The following is a 16,466-nucleotide window of genomic DNA, read 5'->3' on the forward strand; positions in this document are numbered from 1 at the left end:
TGACATGAGTTTCGAACCGATAGGCGCCATCACGGTCGTCGCGGGCCTGTTCTGCCTGCTGTTCGGCACGGACTCGGTCGTCGTCGCGTTCGTGGTCTTCTGCAATCTCGGATCGGCCGCCGCGCTCCTGCTGGGCGGCGCCAACGTCCAGCCGGCGCATCTCTTCCTTCTGTTCCTGATGATTGCGACGCTGTTCTACCGCAACATCTCGACGCTGGTCCTGCGGTCGTTCCGCCTTCCGGAACCGGGCTTCTGGCTTCTCTGTCTCGCGCTGTACGGGGTGGCGAGCAGCTACGTCCTGCCGCGCCTCTTCGCGGGTCAGACCTACATCGTGCCGCTCGGCACGTCGTCGCACCTGATCACGAGCGACGGCGTGGTTCCCCTGGGGCCGGTCTCCAGCAATTTCACGCAGCCGATCTATCTTCTCGGCGACCTCGTGTGCTTCAGCGTCATCGCGGCTTTCGGTTCCACGAGAGACGGTATCGGAACGCTCGCGAAAGCGCTCATCATCTACGCGGCCGCCAACATCTGCTTCGGTATCGTCGACGTGCTGACCGCGGCGACCGGCACTCAGGAGGCGCTGCAGTTCATCCGGAACGCGCAGTACACGTTCCACGACGAGGAGACTGTCGGCACGATGCGCCGCATCATCGGCGCCTGGCCCGAGGCCTCGGCATTTGCCGGGATGACGCTGGGAAGTTGCGGATTCACCGGCATGCTCTGGCTCTGTGGACGCAAGCCCCTGGTGACGGGACCGCTCGCGCTGATCTCGCTGCTGTTCGTGATCCTGTCGACATCCTCAACCGGCCTGGTCGGTGCCGTGGTGCTGGTCGGGCTCCTCTACACGATCGCGCTGCTGCGCTGCAGCACGCACCGGCAGGACCGGTTCAGCGCCGGACTGGTGATCGCCGGCCCGCTGGTCCTCTGCGTCCTCATCCTTCTGGCCCTCTCGGTCAACGGCGCGGCTGACCGCGTCTTCGATTACGTCGATACGCTGGTCCTGAGTAAAGGGGAGACAAGTTCGGGGGTTCAGCGCTCCGCCTGGAACGCCTACGCGTGGCGGAACTTCATCGACTCGAGCGGTCTGGGCGTCGGTCTCGGAACCAATCGCACGTCGAGCCTTCCCCTCGCGGTGCTGTCGAATGTCGGAATTCCCGGAGCCGTCTTCTACGTGCTGTTCCTGGCTTCGGTGTTCGGCTTTCGGCGCGGTGCACCGCGCACCTATGCCAGCGATATCCGCTCCGCCGCCCGCGTCGCCTGCCTGTGCCTGCTCGCGGGCGGCATGATCGCGGGTCCGACGGTCGATCAGGGCTTGCTGTTCTACATCTTCGCCGCCACGGCCTGCGCGTATCCCGAGCGCCAGCAGATCCGGCGCGCCCCCGTTTCCACGGCTCTGATCGGGCCGGCCGCCGCGATCCGGCCCCGGCTCGCGGATCCATGCCCCCGGCCCGCTCAGAACGCGTCGCTTGGGACCTAGGAACCGATTCGGGCCGGTCGGGCCGGCTCCGCGCGCCCATGTCGGGACCGACCGCAGGACCATACGGCGGGACCCCGCCCAGTGCGCGCCCGCGCGGCGTGCGCCGCGCCGGACTGTCGAGGTGCCGCTTTCCGGCAATGATCAGTGGCATCTCCGCCGGAGCGCCGGCGCGTGGCTCCGGGGTTGTCGTGTCCAGATTCAATGAAATTCTGTCTCGGGGGCATCCTGCGCGCGTTCGATCTTTCAAGATGCGCGGCTTCGAGCAGTGAAATCTGAGACGGTCGTCGAACGGATCGGAAATAATTATCCAACATTTCTGCAATAGAGGGCGAGACGCGTGGCTCGATCGGAGATGCAGACTCGATCCGCGTGCCGGGACGTATTTACAAAATCAGAATTCTTTACGATAGTAATACCCAGGCCTCGATCGGCGCTTCTAGTATCGATGCGAGGACGGTCGGGTACCGTCAATTGCCGAAGGTGAGAGCCGTTTTACGCTCGCCCAGTCACCCCATCCCGGCGTCACGCGTCAGGGTTCGATACTGGTACCGATCCAATGCAGATCATGACTGAGTCTCCCGATTCCGGTGCGTCTCCCGGCACGGACGATGACGTGTTCGACGCGATCATCCTCGGGGCCGGTATCACCGGCCTCGTGTCCGCGTCCATACTCCACGATCTCGGGTGCCGAAAGATCGCCGTTCTCGATGAGTTCGGTAATCTGGGCGGTAATCACATCGACCGGTCCATCAACGGGTACACTTTCGATATCGGAAGCCTCATCTTTCAAGATGATTCGCCGCTCCTGGATCATTTTCCCGAGCTGCTCGAACATTACGTCCCGATCATGCCGACCTGGGGTAAACTGACACCCCAGGCTGTCGTGACCTCTTACCCGCTGTCCATCAAGGACGACATCATCCGGTCAGGGGCATGGGGTATCTTCAGAATAGCGTTGTCGGTGGCGTTCTCACGTCTGTTCCGGCGCAAGGTCGGAAATGCGCGGGAGTTTGCGCAGTACTGGATCGGAGATTATTTGCTCAGGAGGTCGGGGCTCGAGAGCTACATGAAACGCTTCTTCGGCGTGCCGGCCGACGGGGTCGATCTGGAATTCGCCGAGAAGAGAATGCTCTGGATCAAGGAACACGCTAGACCGCGTGTCCTGTTGCGCTACGTTCGCCGGCATCGCGCGACAGGTCCGACCAACAGGCAACTGGCGCGGCCCCGCGCCGGCTTCACGGCCCTCTACGAGGTGGCCGCGGGGACCCTCCGGCAGCGCGGCACCGTTTTTCATCTGGGCCAGAAGATCGCATCGATCACGAGGCGCGGGACCCGATTCGAGGTCCTCACGGATCGCAGCCGTGTCACGGCCCGTCGGCTCATCTCGACGATCCCGATCAATCGGGCCCTGGAGCTCTGCGGGATCCGAGAGGATCCTCACCTGCCGTCGGTGACGCTGATCAGCTTATACTTCAGCTTCAGCGGACATCGCGGATTCGACTGCTCGATCCTGTACAATTTCGCGCATGACGGGGCGTGGAAGCGGCTGACAATGTATTCCGATTTCTACGGTCACGTGGATGGGCGTGAGTATTTCGGAGTCGAGGTCATTGCCGCCCATGCGGGCAACTGCGTGTCGACCGCCGAGCAGGATTTCCGCGCGCATGTCGCCAAGAACAGGCTCTTCGTCGGGGATCTGATCTGCGAGGGCAGCCAAGTGGTGCCCTGTGCCTATCCCATCTACACGGAGCGGGCCCATCAGAGGGTGTCCCGCGCGCTCTCGCGTCTGCGCGACTTCGGGATCGAGTCGTTTGGCCGGCAGGGCGGCTTCGACTACCAGCCGACGGCCCGTGTTTCGACGCTCAACGCGGCGGCTCACTTGATGCCGACGGCGAGCGCCAAGGTCTAGCGTCGATCCTGAGGGCGCCCACGCTCTCGTGGAGCGGCGCCGTCCCCTGGCCGGTCATCGCTTCGGCGGTGCCGTGCGCCGCGAGCCGGAGCCCGACGATGGTCGCGCGTCGCGGCGACAGATGCCCGCCCGGCCCCGCCTCGATCCGCGTCACCCGGACGTGCGCGCCGTCTCACTGGACCAAGTAGGCGCGACTCGATTCCCGCGGCGCGCGAGGTGCTGTCGTGCGTTCGCGCGCCAGGACTCCGTCGACGAAGCGGCTGATCTCGTCCGCGAAGCGGCCGGCGCCGAAATCGGCGGCGCGGCGGACGAGGCGCTCGGGTTCCACCCCGATCGTCCGGCAGCGCTGGACGGCGTCGATGAGCGCCTCGACGGACTGCTCGTGGAAGAAGGTCCCGGTCACCCCGTCGATGACCGTCTCGGTCGCGCCGCCCTTGCCGTACGCGATCACCGGACGTCCGCTCGCCATGGCCTCGACGGGCACGATGCCGAAATCCTCCTCTCCGGGGAAGATCAGGGCCTGGCACCGTGCGTAGTGATGCTTCAGGACCTCGAAAGGTTGCGGGCCGAGGAGCTTGACGTGCGGACCGGCCATGCTGCGCAACTCGCGCAGCATCTCGCCGCCGCCGATCACCACGAGCGGTTGCCCCAAACGGTTGAAGGCCTGGATCGCCAGTTCCGGCCGCTTGTAGCGGACCATCTCGCCGACCATCAGATGGTAGTCGCCGCGCTCACCGTCCGGAACGGTCTCGAAGGCCGCGGTGTCCACGGGCGGATGGATGACCTTGGCTTGACGCCGGTAGTAGGTCTCGATGCGCCGCGCGACCGTGTCCGAGTTGGCGACGAACTCGTGGACCCGTCCCGCCGAGATCGCGTCCCAGTTCCGCACGTAATGGGCCACCGGGGGCATCAGCATGCGCGTGAGCAGCCCCGTCCGCTCGCGATAGTCATGGTACATGTTCCAGACGTACCGCATCGGCGAGTGACAGTAGCAGATGTGGAGTGCGTCGGAGGGCGGGATGATCCCCTTCGCCGGCCCCGATTCGCTGCTGATGATCAGATCGTATCCCCGCAGATCGAGCTGTTCGAGCGCCATCGGCATCAGGGGCAGGTAGGATTTGTATCGGCTGGCGGCGAAGGGCAATCTGCCGATGAACGAGGTCCTGACCCGGTGCGCCCTGATGGTCGGCGACACGGATTGCGGCGCATAGACGTGGGTGAAGATATCGGCTTCCGGATAGAGGTCGCAGAGTGCCTCGATGACCTTCTCGCCGCCCCGCATCCCGATGAGCCAGTAGTGGACGATCGCGACTCTCATCGATCAAACCTTGATCCCGAGATCATCGCGGGGGGCAGGCCGCGCCGCACGGAAGGGCTCCGATGCCATCGGCGCGGTGCGCGCATGTCCCACTTCCGGGCCTGACGGGCGACGAGCGGACGCTGCCGGCTCCTGACCGGGTGTCCGATCAGCCGCTGTCAGGCAGCCGTTCCGTAGGCAATGGTCCATGGCGGCGGTGTTCTCAGCTCGGTCGGAGGCGGGTGTCGTCGATCGGACAAGGGGTAAGCCGAGCCTCGGGTGTTGCCGGACCTGACGACCTTCGATGAATCTCACTCGGCCTCGCGACGCGCCGCGGGCCGGCGGTTCGCGCAGGCCGTGCCGGCGTGGAAGGTATTCTCGGGATCCACATCAGTCTTTGGCCTCCCACAGGCCGCTCGAACAGGCGGAGGCCGGCCTGCATGCCGCGCCGCACGGCACGCCGTTTCCCCTCGACGGATGCGTCATGAGCCACCCCGATCCGTACGGACTCCGGCATTGTGGCAGCTCCTGCATGTTAGATGCCGCTTAGCCATCCGCAGGATACTGAGTTCGTCCATCCGGGTCACGCCGAGGTGCACGCCGCCATAGTGATTACTCCCTCGGCGTCGGGCCGTGGCCGCGCCTCCCCATTCTGCTGCGGTGCAGCGGCCGATGCCGGCAATCCCGCACGCATCCGATTCCCGTACTCGGTCCCCGATGTCCGGTATCGGCGGATCCACAATTGGCGCGATCTTCACCTTGCCAGGCTCGTCGAGAATTCTGAATTGATTTCGTCGGGCTCCTCCGCCTGATCCGGTGAATCGCCGCCAACGCGGTGCCATGCTCCGCCCCCGTGGCACCGGAGCGCGGGCGTTCCGGAAGGCCGGTGCCGTAATCCTGGGGATTGGACGGTTCCTCCCCCTGCGAGAACGTCCCTCATCTGAATAGGCGGCCCGCTTCCGCCGAGAAGCACAGCTTCGGGAGCGCTTCCGCTCGTGCCCATCAACCATCGGACAGCGCGGCTCTCCGCGGCTCAGGCGCACGCAGTGCACAATGGTGGCTGAACATAGGGCCAAGATAGATGTCGCGAGACATTGCGCGGGGCCGTGCGTCGAGTTGGATTCGTTGCCGCCCCGCGCTGCGCAGGGTGGCGTGTCACTGCGCTCACGCTTGCAAGATCCAGGTCTATTCTTGCGCCTTATGGAGGGGAATAGACTGAGGTGTAGGGTGTGGCTAAGCTTGAAACAGAATCGATAATTTGATATCGGAACCTTAATAATTGATTAGCCGTTCCTGCCCGCGCCGGCCGTCTGCCGTCACGAGGAGCCGAAACCATGCTGCGCGACGCTGGCCCACCGCTTCAGCCCGCCCTGCATGCACCGCAGCATGCTGTCGACCTGGCGGATCAGGTCGGCGAGGCCGCGGAGGCTGTCGCGGAGGCCGTCCTGCCCGCGGCACCGTTCGTGGCACGCGGTCTGCGGCTGGGCTGGGCGGCCAAGCGCGGTCTCGATATCGCGGTCGCGGCCACGGCGTTGTTTCTGCTCCTGCCGCTGCTGATCCTGATCGCCGCGCTCGTCTATGCCGGTGATCGCAAGGCGCCGATCTTCCGCCACATGCGGGTGGGACGGGATGGGCGCCGCTTCGGCTGCCTGAAGTTCCGCTCGATGGTGACGGATGGCGACGCCGTGCTGGCGGCGCATCTGGCCGCCCATCCCCAGGCCCGGGCCGAGTGGGCGGCCACCCACAAGCTCCGCGACGACCCGCGCGTCACCGCCATCGGCTACGTGCTGCGCAAGACCTCGCTGGACGAGCTGCCGCAGCTCTGGAATGTGCTGCGCGGCGAGATGAGCTTGGTCGGTCCGCGCCCGATCGTGCCGGCCGAAGTCGCCCGCTACGGGCGCGCCTTCCCCACCTGTTTCGCCGTGCCGCCGGGTGTGACCGGCCTGTGGCAGGTCTCGGGCCGCTCCGACACGACCTATGCCGAGCGCGTGGCCCTGGATCTGGACTACGCCACCCGCTGGACCCTGCACCGGGATCTCGCCATCATGCTGCGCACCGTTCCCGCCGTTCTGGCCCAGCGCGGGAGCCGGTAGGGCGCCGGCGGCCCTGAGGCGACGCGCGAGCATTCCCCGCGCCGCGCGCGGCCCGGGACCGGGCCGACCACGGTGCCGCTATCCGCGCGCGACGCGGCGGGCTCCGGTCCGCGGCGCTGGAATGCCGAGGATGTCGTCTCCGGTCTCTCCGGGGCCGACAGACATCTCGCTCACTCGGCGGAGGCCGGCCGGATCGCGCTGTGGAGGGTTGGAGCATTGGTCAAGCACGATTCGCGTCTGAGCGATGACCCGATCTGGTATGATCGTGTCGAGGCGGACGAGCCGGCGGGACCGATCCTCACGCTCCTGGCCCACTCGTTTCTGCTGGTCATGTCAGGTCTTCGTGCGGCAGGGACACTGTACTGGCTTCCGACTCTGGTATGGGGCCGGGGCTCGGGCTCGATCCGGCGCCGTCGGGCCTCCGCGGCGGGACGGTCATAGCGCGACCGGCCGATACCGCTGTGCCGAGTGCCCTCAACGATCCCGGCCTGCCCTGGCGGATCGGCCGGTCCGGGCCGCCGTGACGCCGCCGGCATGTCCGGCCTGCCGGGTGCCGGCGCTGCGCCGGTCAGGGGCTTCGGTCGATCGTCTCAACGTTTGACAGTTCTCGGTCGTCACCCCGGCGGGAAAGCTGGGTCGGGATCCGGTGTTTCGCCTGTCGAAAATTGACAATAATCGAGTTGAAATATACCGTCGTAATGCATTGAACTTACGAGAAAGGCGGTCGCTCCAACTTTAATGCACTGCAATTTTTCGATGTTGGATGGTGAGTGCTTGTATGAGGCTTTGGGAGACGGGCGCTGCGATTCGGCGCCGGCGCCTCGGTCGGCCGGCGCGAACGCGCAGAATGACTGCCAAAGAGCGTTCGCTTTCGATCGGCGTTTGCCAATCGTGCGGCGCGAAGGTGGAACCCTCCAACACTTACTGCGTCGCCTGCGCGATCGACCACGCGGATCGTGATGCCGTATATTTTGATCGTTGGTTGTCGATATTCGTCTGCGTTCTCGCCGGTGCGATGATAGCGGGCCTGATCTATATTGTTTCGAGATATGGCGGCGCGGTAAGTTGGCGATGACGCGTGCGGCGGCCGATGTGTCGCCGGGCATGCAGTAGAAGAGGCCCGAATCCCGCGGAACGAGTGCGCGACGTACCCCTATTGAGTGATGAAGACTGGCCGTATTTAGGCAAAATGGCTGTGGAATGCGCTGTTCGTGGCGCGACTGCGGCTCGCGATATGATTGAGTCGGGTTCGATCGGGTTACGGGTTGAGAGTGAGGGCAGGATGCTCGGCTTGTTATCGACGGCGGCGCTGTCTGGCGCGATGGTGCTCGCCCTCGGCATGCCCGCCCGGGCCGCCTCCGACATCACCGTGGCGGCCATCACCACAGGCCGCCTCTATGTGGTCGGTACGACCGACCGGCCTCACACGGCGGTCGTCCTGGACGACCGGTTCCGGACCGAGTCCGATGAGAGCAGGAAATTCCAGTACGAGCTGGTGTATCATCCCGCCAGCTGTGTCGTCTCCGCAGCGATCGACGGGACGATACACGAGGCGGTCGTCAGCAATTGCGGGCAGCAGGTGATGCCCGGAACTTGGCTGGATCCGAAGCCCGCCATGACGAAGCCGGCACCTCTGGAGCGGGTCCTCTCGCCGAAGGCCGAGCTGCCCTCCGCCCTGTTCTGCCCCTCCGTCCAGACGGAGCGGTCGCAGGATCCCGCCTCCGTCGAGCTTGCGGACCGCACGCCGCCGGTGTTCACCGTCGTGACGGGGATCGATTTCTCGCCGCGCTACTGACGCCGCTCCGCGTGCGGGACAGCGACGGGCCGGGATCGGCGCGCCGCCGGTAAGCGCGCATCCGCGCCGCAGGACGGTGACATCGTCGGCTTCCTCCCCGGACGACGCTCGCTCGCTGGGCGCTGGAGGGGTCCTGCGGGCCCCGACGTCGCCGAGAGGTCCGCGGAGCCGATCGCTATCTCGGACGACCCGGCGGCGCTGAGGGTCCCGGACAGATCAGGTCGCCCCGGGCCGGTACCGCGTCGGCCCGCGATGTCAGCATCCCGAGCAGATGCTCTTCGCGGCGTCGCGCCCGCCCTTCAGGAGAGTCGTCATCGTCGCTTCGCGATTGTATTCCGACAGAATTCGTCTCGTCGCCCGCTCTCTGTCGAAGCCCGGGACGGTCTCCTTCCGTGTGGCCGAGGTCTCCCCGACGTCGAGACCGCTCGCCATCCTCGACAGGCCGGCATAGACGGGCGGCTTCGCCAGGTTTTCCGGACGGAAAGACTTCCAGGTCGCGCGGCTGCGCGTCGAGGAATCGAGCACCGCCAGAGGGTTGACGCCGCGCTGCCCGATCTCGGATTCCCGAAGCTTCAGGGTGCCGGGAATGACGACGGGAAGCGGGCCGAGATCGGCCTCGGCATGCGGTGCCGCGGCGCCCACGAGCGGGCCCGTGGCCGAGGCGGGCGGCAAGGAGCTGTAGGCGGTCGGCATCAGCGGCAGGTGCGAACACGCGCTCGATGTCAGCACCACCACGAGCGTTCCGATTCGTTTGAAAGCCATGGCCGCCCTCGCGCTGAGCCGGGCCATTCTAGCCAAGCTTGGACATGACATATCAGTGTTGGCCGGTGCGAGTCCAACCCTATAAGCCGGTTACAGAGATCACTGCAGTGCGCAATGTCCAAAAGTAGTATATATGCCGACGGATTTTCTTCCCGGAGGCGTCCTGCGAGCGGGTTCGCTCTCGGGGCAGATGCGTTCTGGTCCGAGTAAAAATAGAATTCGTTTTCCGGAGATATTATAAGATCGATATATGCTGCATTGTTTATTCTGATCGCTCCGACGACCGTAGAAGAGCGCCGGACTTTCGAGGAGTTCCGCTCCCGATGCCGCGGGATTCGCGAAGCGCGGGTCGGATGATGTCCGTCAGCGCGCCAGCGGGCCTGCGGATGTCCGGGCGATCTATGGCTGCCCGGATAAGGCGAGTGCCGTCGAGACGCCCGCGTCTACTGGCCTGCTGGTCACGAGGTCGGGAAAATCCGGCAGAGCCTGTTCGGTCTGACTGAATTCGCGGCGCCGCCCGCCGGGAGGAACGCCGCACGTCATGCCTCGGGGTCCGCCAACGCGGTGGGCCGGCGCGGCATCGGCCGCGCTCCGCCGTGTCGCGGCAGCCGCGGCGGCCATGCTGTCGACCCCGATTGATCGAACGATCCTGCGCGCGGATGCCGGGGCAGCGCGGGGACGCGCGCGGCGATCCGTCCTTCACCGCGCCCGGAAAGCCGTGTCGAGCGCCTCCGAGACGCGCGACAGGGCCGCGGCGCGGGCGGCGGCGTCGGAGCCGATATGCGGGTCGCGCTGCACGCACGGGTCGGCATAGGTGAACGGCGCGGCGTTCGCGCCCTCGACGAGGGCGCCGTCCGCCGCCTCGCGGATCTCGCAGGCGCGGACGGTCTGCGCGCCCTTGGCGGTCACGGGCTGGCTCGGCCCGGTCGGGTTGTCGAAGACGTGCTGCGCCCCGGGATAGACGGTCAGGTCGACATCGGCACCGGCCGCCTTCAGCCGCTCCGCGTAGGCCGCGCAGGTCGCGGCGGGATTGTAGTCGTCGCCGCCGCCCCCGAACATCCGGATCGGGCGGTCCACGACCGCGGTGTCGTCCCGGAACCGGATCGAGCAGTCCGGATAGACCGGCAGGTAGAGGGCGGGGGCGACGCCGGAGCGGTTCCAGGCCGCGTCGAAGCGCTTGAGGCTCGCGTACAGCGCGGCCTGTCCGCCGCGCGAGAAGCCCATCACGGCGATTCGCGCCGGGTCGACCCGCGGATGCCGGGCCAGCACCCCCAGCGACCGGTAGATGTCGAGGATCAGGTTCGTGCGCGCCAGGAGGCTCTGGTCGGTGTTGACGCTGGTCAGGCCGCGCCCGGTGAACCCGTCGATGGCGAAGGTCGAGATCCCGCGCGCCGCCAGCGCCCGCTGCCAGAACTCGATGTTGCCGCCCAGGCCCCCGGAGCCGTGCATCAGGATCACGGTCGGCAGGCGCTCCGTCCCCGCCTTGGCGACGCGCAGGAGCCCCGCGACCGTGACCGGCTTCGCCCCTTCGGACGTGCCGGTGAGGAACTGCCGGTCGGTCAGCGTCAGGCTCTCGAACGGGTGAACCTCCACGCGGGCGGCATAGCTGCCGAGATCGGCGACGCCGTCCGGCGCGGGCTCGGCGGCGGCCGCCCGCGCGATGCCGGCCAACAGGCAGGCCGCCAGGAACAGGATCGATCGACGCATCGGAACCCTCCGCCACCTTCCGCCAGCCTAGCAGCGGCGCGGGCGCCCTGTCGCCGCGTCACGGGCCGGAACCGGTTTCCCATCGGGGGCCGATGTCAGTCCCCGGGGGCGGGGGCTACGCGGCCGCGCGATCGGCCAGATAGGCGCGCCAGCCGCCGAAGCGCGTGATCTCGGCGGCCCCGTCGAGGCCGGCCGGCTCGACCAGGAAACCCTTCGGCGCCGTGCTGTCGGCGAGCCGCAGGGTGCCGATGCCGAGCGGCGCCGGAATGGCGGCGACGAAGCGTCCGAACGCGGCGGGCGACAGGGCCCACACCTCGGTCTCGATGGCGGCGCCTTCCCCGGCCCCCACCCGGAGCAGGCCCGGGCGCTGCGGCGGGCCGCCCGGCAGGGCGTAGAGGCGATAGTCCCGCGCGGTCGGCACCGCCCGCAGGAAGCGCGCGCCGCACCCGGCGAGTTCGCGGTTCAGCGGCAGCCCCGAGAGATGCGCGCCGACGACCGCCAGCTCGATCGCGTCGGGTCCGGCCGCGGCCGGTCCNGATGCCGCGTGCAGGCGCGCGCCCAGGGCGGCCAGCAGCCCGTCCGAGCCGCGCGGCGCCAGCAGGGTGATCCCGGCGGGGAAGCCGTCGGCGCGGGGCCGGCCCGGCACCGCCAGGGCGCACCAGTCGAGCAGGTTGACGAAGTTGGTGTAGGTCCCGAGCTCGCTGTTCGGCCCGATCGGGTCGGCCGCCAGGGCCGCGCAGGTCTGCGGGCGCGGGTAGGTCGGCACGGCGAGCACGTCGACCCGGTCCCAGATCGCGTCGGCGGACCGCCGCAGCGCCGCGAGGCGGTAGAGGCCCGCGAAGGCGTCCGCGGCGCTGTAGCGCTCGGCGGCGGCGATGACCGCCCGCGTCGTCGGGTGGAGGATGTCGGGGTGCGTCTCCATCACCGAACGGATCGCCGCGTAGCGCTCGGCGACCCACGGACCGTCGTAGAGCAGGGCCGCGACGGCGAACATCGGCGCGAGATCGACCGGCACCGCCGCTCCGGCGAGACCTTCGAGATCCGCGGCCGCCGCCGCGAAGGCCGCTTCCGAGAGCCCGTCGCCGCAGAAGCGGAGGCTCGCCGCGTCCGGGAGCCCCAGGCGCAGGCCCGGCGGCAGGGCGGCCGGGGCGGGCGGCACCGGCAGGGCCCGCGACCAGGGGTCGGCGCCGTCGAAGCCCAGCATGACCCGGAAGGCCGCGTCGGCGTCCGCGACGGTGCCGGCGAAGACCGAGAGCGTGTCGAGGGTCCGGCAGGCCGGCAGCATCCCGCGGCTGGAGACTGCCCCGAGGGAGGGCTTCAGCCCGACGACGTTGTTGAGCGCCGCCGGCACCCGGCCCGAGCCCGCGGTGTCGGTGCCGAGGGCGAACGACACGATCCCGTGGGCCACCGCCACGGCCGAGCCGCTGCTGGAGCCCCCGGGCACGTAGGCTGGATCGATCGCGTTGCGCGGGGCCGGGTAGGGCGTGCGCAGGCCGACGAGCCCGGTGGCGAACTGGTCGAGGTTGGTCTTGCCGATCAGGATCGCGCCCGCCGCGCGGAGCCGCGCCACCGCGGGCGCGGTCTCGGCGGGGGTGTGGGCGAAGTCCGGGCAGGCCGCGGTGGTCGGCAGGCCGGCCACGTCGATGTTGTCCTTCACGGCGAAGGGCACGCCCCAGAGCGGCATCGCCGCGGGGTCGAAGGGCGGGAGCGCCGCCGCGGCGTCCCGGGCCTCCGCCTCCGGGACGAGCGCGAGGAAGATGCCGGGATCGTCGACCGCGGCGAGCCGCCGGTAGGCCTCGGCCACGACCGCGCGCGGGTCGAGGCCGTCGGCGTAGGCCGCGTGCAGGAGCGGGATCGTCGGGAAGGGGGGCACGGTCATTCCTCGCAGCGAGGCTCAGGATTCATCGCCGGTGGCGCGGTACCAGTCGAGGATCTCGCCCCCCTGCATGAACACCGCGTCGCTGCGCGCCAGGACGGCGTCGAGCAGCCGCTCCAGCAGGCCGATCCGGTGCGGCACGCCGGTGATGTAGGGGTGGATCGCGAAGCCCATCACCTTGGCCCCGCCGAGGGGGCCGGAGCCGGCGGCCTCGGCCGCGAGCCGGTCGAGATGGGCGAGCGCCCGCTCCACGAACTCGTCGGCCCGGTGGTGCTGGATGGCGAGCAGCGGGATGTCGTTCAGCTCGACGGAGTAGGGGAGGGCGACGAGGTCGCCCGTGCGCGTCGCGACGCGGCAGGGGCGGTCGTCGACCACGAAGTCGCCGACATACTCGAGGCCGGCCGCGCGCAGGTGGTCGGGCGTGTCGAGGGTCTCGGTGAGGCCCGGTCCGAGCCAGCCGCGCGGCGGGCGCCCGGTCACCGCGGTGATGGCCGCGACGGTGCGGGCGATCATCTCCGGCTGGTCGGCGACCCGGTGGATCGGGACCTGGTGGAAGCCGTGGGCCATGAACTCCCAGCCGGCCGCGTGGGCGGCCTCGGCGATGCGGGGATAGGCCGTGCAGACCGAGCCGTTGATCGACAGCGTCGGGCGGATGCCGCGGCGCTCGAACGCTTCGAGGAAGCGCCAGAAGCCGACCCGCATGCCGTACTCGTGCCACGCCCAGTTCGGGATGTCCGGCAGCAGGCTGGCCGCGGTCGGCGGCACCAGGATCTGGCGCGGCATCGGGTGGTCGATCAGCCAGTGCTCGACGTTGACCACCGGCCAGACGGCGACGTGCTTGCCGCCCGGCAGCGTCAGGCGCGGCCGGTCCACGGCGGCGCGGTAGGCGAGGCGGTTCTCGGGCCGGCGGGGATCGTCGGGCGCGGTGTCCATCAGGCGGCCGCCCGCGGGGCGTGGTGGCTGTGGAGCTGCGCGGCCAGCATCCGGCGCAGGTCGTTGAAGGCCGGGCTCGACACGTCGCGCCGCCGCGGCAGCTCGACCGGATGGATCGCCTCGATCCGGCCCGGGCCGGGCGACATCATCACGATGCGGTCGGCGAGAAAAATCGCCTCCTCGATGGCGTGGGTGACGAACAGGATCGTCAGCCCGGTGCGCGACCACAGGTCGAGCAGCTCGTCCTGCAGCCGCTCGCGGGTCATGGCGTCGAGCGCCCCGAAGGGCTCGTCCATCAGCACCACCTCGGCCTCGTTGGCGAGCACCCGCGCGATGGCGACCCGCTGCTTCATCCCGCCCGAGAGCTGGTGCGGGTAGGCGTCGGCGAAGGCCTGGAGGCCGACGAGGGCGATGTAGCGCTCGGCGGTGTCGCGCACCTCGGCGGCGGGCCGCCCGCGCGCCTTCGGCCCGAAGCCGATATTGTCGCGCACGGTGAGCCACGGGAACAGGCCGTAATCCTGGAAGACCATGCCGCGGCTCGGTCCCGGCCCCGCGATCGGCTTGCCCCACATCAGGGCCTGCCCGGAACTCGGGGCCTCGAAGCCGGCCGCGACCCGCAGCAGCGTCGACTTCCCGCAGCCCGAGGCGCCGAGCAGGCAGACGAACTCGCCTCGGGACACCGTGAGGTTCGCCTCGCGCAGGGCCTCGGTCCGGCGCCCGCCCGCCGCGTAGGTCTTGGAGACCGCGCGCATGTCGAGGATCGGGATCGTCGGGTCAGCCATGATTGGGACTCCAGGCGAGCAGCCGGCGGCCGAGCTGCATGACCAGCCAGTCGGAGACGAAGCCCGCGACCCCGATCACCGCCATGCCGCAGATCACGATCTCGGTGCGCGAGAGCTGGCGCGCCTCCATGATGATCGCGCCGAGGCCGGTCTGGACCCCGGTCATCTCGCCGACCACGATCACCACCCAGGCGAAGCCGAGGCCGAGCCGCAGCCCGGTGAAGATCGACGGCAGCGCCGCCGGCAGCACCACCCGGGCGAACTGCGCCGGACCGGTGCAGCCCAGCATCGCTGCCGCCTCGAACAGGCGCGGCTCCACCGAGCGGACCCCGAACACGGTGTTGACCAGGATCGGGTAGAACGCCCCGAGGAACACGAGGAAGAAGGCCGAGCGCGGCCCGAGGCCGAACAGGATCATCGCCAGCGGCAGCCACGCGGTGACCGGCACCGGCCGCAGGACCTGCAGGACGGGATCGAGGAGCGCCCGGATCAGCGGCACGCGGCCGATAAAGAGGCCGAGCGGCAGGGCGGCCGCGGCCGCGAGCGCGAAGCCGCCGTAGACCCGGCTCAGCGAGGCCGCGAGATGCGTCCAGAGCGTGCCGCTGAACGCGTCGTCGTTGACGCCGCCGACCGCGAGGTCCCGCAACTCGGCCCAGACCTCCGCGGGCGGCGGGATCAGGCTGTAGGGCCGGCCCGCGGTGGTGACCTGCCAGATCGCCACGAGCGCGGCCGGCACCACGCAGGCCAGAGCCAGCCGGCGCAGGTGGGCGAGCCCGAGCCCGAGCCCGAGCCCAGGCCCGGCCCGGCGTGCGGGGGCCGGTGTCACCGCCGCCGGCAGGGCGCCGGCCTCGATCCCGGTGCTCACGCCCGCCCCATCGCGTCGACGAAGCGGGTGTCGATGAAGCCGGACTCCGGCAGCCGCTTGATCTGCTTGAGCGTCAGCATGTGCTGCGCGTAGGCCTGCGCCTGCCGGACCTCGTCCGGCCCGAGGCGCCAGGTCAGCTCGACGTTCGGGGCCGAGAGCTCCAGGGCCTCGCGCTTCTGGCCGAGCTTGGCCACCGCCATGGCGATCATCGCGTCGCGGTCGCGGGCGGCGAAGTCCGTCGCCTTGCGGTGGATCTCCAGCATGGTCCGGACGAGGTCCGGCCGCTCGGCCAGCGTGTCGCGGTGGGCGCCGAACACCATGTTCAGCGCGCCCATCTCGGTGCCGTAGGGATACTCGACGAGCTGGCCGACGCCCGAGGCGAGGCTGACGCCGGGCCCCGGCTCGGCGCCGACATAGGCGTCGACGTCGCCGCGGGCCAGCGCGATGTGCATCTCCGAGAAGGAGACCCGCACGGGGGTTATGTCCTTCACGGAGAGGCCCTCCATGCGCATCCGCTCCAGGACGAAGACCTCCTGGGTGCTGCCGGGCCAGATCGCGACGCGCTTGCCGCGCAGGTCCTTGATGGCGCGGATATCGGACCCCTTCTTGGCGATCACCGCCATCCCGCGGTTGCAGGTCGAGGCGATCACCACGATCGGCTCGCCGGCCGCGGCGCCCAGCGTCGCGGCGGCGATGCCGAAGGTGCCGAAATCCACCGACTTGGTGACGACGGCGTTCTTGCACTCGGTCGGGCTCTCGAAGGGCACCACCTCGACCGTCACGCCCGCGGGGGTGAAGCGCTCGTAGAAGCTCGGCGCGATCGAGTGGATCAGCTTGAGCGAGCCCATCCGGATCGTCACAGGTGCGCCCTGGGCGCGGGCGCCCGAGAGCGGACCAAGGGCGAGGCCGGCCCCGAGACCGGCCAGGAGGGTGCGGCGGCGGATCATCGAACGGCTCCTGAAGGGTCCCG

General features: G+C 69.0%; 13 protein-coding genes. 5 read left to right on the forward strand and 8 right to left on the reverse strand.

The window, feature by feature from the left end; genetic code table 11:
• Positions 1 to 4: 4 nt before the first annotated feature.
• Both MOTC310_RS28550 and MOTC310_RS28555 read left to right on the forward strand, forming a co-directional pair.
• Positions 5 to 1,477: an O-antigen ligase family protein gene (locus MOTC310_RS28550; RefSeq protein WP_331304208.1), complete on the forward strand. Its 1,473-nt coding sequence runs from the start codon at positions 5 to 7 to the stop codon at positions 1,475 to 1,477.
• 565 nt (positions 1,478 to 2,042) lie between these two features.
• Positions 2,043 to 3,386, forward strand: coding sequence for an NAD(P)-binding protein (locus MOTC310_RS28555; protein WP_331304288.1), 1,344 nt, complete (start codon positions 2,043 to 2,045; stop codon positions 3,384 to 3,386).
• A 172-nt stretch (positions 3,387 to 3,558) separates the two neighbouring features.
• Here MOTC310_RS28555 and MOTC310_RS28560 read toward each other — a convergent pair whose 3' ends face one another.
• On the reverse strand, positions 3,559 to 4,704 hold the full coding sequence (locus MOTC310_RS28560; protein WP_331291813.1) for a glycosyltransferase: 1,146 nt from the start codon (positions 4,702 to 4,704) through the stop codon (positions 3,559 to 3,561).
• Positions 4,705 to 6,017: 1,313 nt separating this feature from the next.
• On the opposite strand from MOTC310_RS28560, the gene MOTC310_RS28565 reads away from it, so the two are divergent.
• The 3 genes from MOTC310_RS28565 to MOTC310_RS28575 all read left to right on the forward strand — a co-directional run bounded on the left by MOTC310_RS28565 (position 6,018) and on the right by MOTC310_RS28575 (position 8,571).
• Positions 6,018 to 6,776, forward strand: a complete 759-nt coding sequence (locus MOTC310_RS28565) for a sugar transferase (protein ID WP_331304209.1) — start codon at positions 6,018 to 6,020, stop codon at positions 6,774 to 6,776.
• 847 nt (positions 6,777 to 7,623) lie between these two features.
• Complete coding sequence (locus tag MOTC310_RS28570; protein ID WP_331291811.1) at positions 7,624 to 7,851, forward strand: hypothetical protein; 228 nt, start codon at positions 7,624 to 7,626, stop codon at positions 7,849 to 7,851.
• A gap of 207 nt (positions 7,852 to 8,058) precedes the next feature.
• Positions 8,059 to 8,571 carry a hypothetical protein gene (locus tag MOTC310_RS28575; RefSeq protein ID WP_331304210.1) on the forward strand — a complete coding sequence of 171 codons (513 nt, stop codon included), beginning with the start codon at positions 8,059 to 8,061 and terminating at the stop codon, positions 8,569 to 8,571.
• A gap of 255 nt (positions 8,572 to 8,826) precedes the next feature.
• On the opposite strand, the gene MOTC310_RS28580 is transcribed toward MOTC310_RS28575, so the two are convergent.
• The 7 genes from MOTC310_RS28580 to MOTC310_RS28610 form a co-directional block, all read right to left on the reverse strand.
• Positions 8,827 to 9,306: a hypothetical protein gene (locus MOTC310_RS28580; RefSeq protein ID WP_331304211.1), complete on the reverse strand. Its 480-nt coding sequence runs from the start codon at positions 9,304 to 9,306 to the stop codon at positions 8,827 to 8,829.
• Between the two features lie 726 nt (positions 9,307 to 10,032).
• Positions 10,033 to 11,040 carry a dienelactone hydrolase family protein gene (locus MOTC310_RS28585; protein WP_331304212.1) on the reverse strand — a complete coding sequence of 336 codons (1,008 nt, stop codon included), beginning with the start codon at positions 11,038 to 11,040 and terminating at the stop codon, positions 10,033 to 10,035.
• A gap of 115 nt (positions 11,041 to 11,155) precedes the next feature.
• The gene (atzF, locus tag MOTC310_RS28590) at positions 11,156 to 12,919 is read right to left on the reverse strand and encodes an allophanate hydrolase (protein ID WP_331304213.1); all 1,764 of its coding nucleotides are present in this window, start codon (positions 12,917 to 12,919) and stop codon (positions 11,156 to 11,158) included.
• A gap of 15 nt (positions 12,920 to 12,934) precedes the next feature.
• A complete protein-coding gene (locus MOTC310_RS28595) occupies positions 12,935 to 13,849 on the reverse strand; it encodes a polysaccharide deacetylase family protein (protein WP_331304214.1) in 915 nt (304 codons plus the stop codon).
• Positions 13,849 to 14,631, reverse strand: a complete 783-nt coding sequence (locus MOTC310_RS28600; protein ID WP_012321486.1) for an ABC transporter ATP-binding protein — start codon at positions 14,629 to 14,631, stop codon at positions 13,849 to 13,851. Before MOTC310_RS28600 ends, MOTC310_RS28595 begins: the two co-directional genes overlap by 1 nt.
• The gene (locus MOTC310_RS28605; RefSeq protein WP_331304215.1) at positions 14,624 to 15,496 is read right to left on the reverse strand and encodes an ABC transporter permease; all 873 of its coding nucleotides are present in this window, start codon (positions 15,494 to 15,496) and stop codon (positions 14,624 to 14,626) included. The genes MOTC310_RS28600 and MOTC310_RS28605 overlap by 8 nt, the downstream gene beginning before the upstream one ends.
• Positions 15,493 to 16,443, reverse strand: coding sequence for an ABC transporter substrate-binding protein (locus tag MOTC310_RS28610; protein WP_331304216.1), 951 nt, complete (start codon positions 16,441 to 16,443; stop codon positions 15,493 to 15,495). The genes MOTC310_RS28605 and MOTC310_RS28610 overlap by 4 nt, the downstream gene beginning before the upstream one ends.
• Positions 16,444 to 16,466 lie beyond the last annotated feature (23 nt).

The organism is Methylobacterium oryzae (assembly GCF_036441375.1).
GTDB lineage: Bacteria > Pseudomonadota > Alphaproteobacteria > Rhizobiales > Beijerinckiaceae > Methylobacterium > Methylobacterium oryzae_A.

Excerpts from the sequence above, each read along its gene's own strand:
- MOTC310_RS28600 (WP_012321486.1), bottom strand. The coding sequence starts at position 14,631 with ATGGCTGACCCGACGATCCCGATCCTCGACATGCGCGCGGTCTCCAAG.
- MOTC310_RS28555 (WP_331304288.1), top strand. The coding sequence starts at position 2,043 with ATGACTGAGTCTCCCGATTCCGGTGCGTCTCCCGGCACGGACGATGAC.
- MOTC310_RS28565 (WP_331304209.1), top strand. The coding sequence starts at position 6,018 with ATGCTGCGCGACGCTGGCCCACCGCTTCAGCCCGCCCTGCATGCACCG.
- MOTC310_RS28570 (WP_331291811.1), top strand. The coding sequence starts at position 7,624 with ATGACTGCCAAAGAGCGTTCGCTTTCGATCGGCGTTTGCCAATCGTGC.
- MOTC310_RS28575 (WP_331304210.1), top strand. The coding sequence starts at position 8,059 with ATGCTCGGCTTGTTATCGACGGCGGCGCTGTCTGGCGCGATGGTGCTC.
- MOTC310_RS28610 (WP_331304216.1), bottom strand. The coding sequence starts at position 16,443 with ATGATCCGCCGCCGCACCCTCCTGGCCGGTCTCGGGGCCGGCCTCGCC.
- MOTC310_RS28595 (WP_331304214.1), bottom strand. The coding sequence starts at position 13,849 with ATGGACACCGCGCCCGACGATCCCCGCCGGCCCGAGAACCGCCTCGCC.
- MOTC310_RS28585 (WP_331304212.1), bottom strand. The coding sequence starts at position 11,040 with ATGCGTCGATCGATCCTGTTCCTGGCGGCCTGCCTGTTGGCCGGCATC.
- MOTC310_RS28550 (WP_331304208.1), top strand. The coding sequence starts at position 5 with ATGAGTTTCGAACCGATAGGCGCCATCACGGTCGTCGCGGGCCTGTTC.
- MOTC310_RS28560 (WP_331291813.1), bottom strand. The coding sequence starts at position 4,704 with ATGAGAGTCGCGATCGTCCACTACTGGCTCATCGGGATGCGGGGCGGC.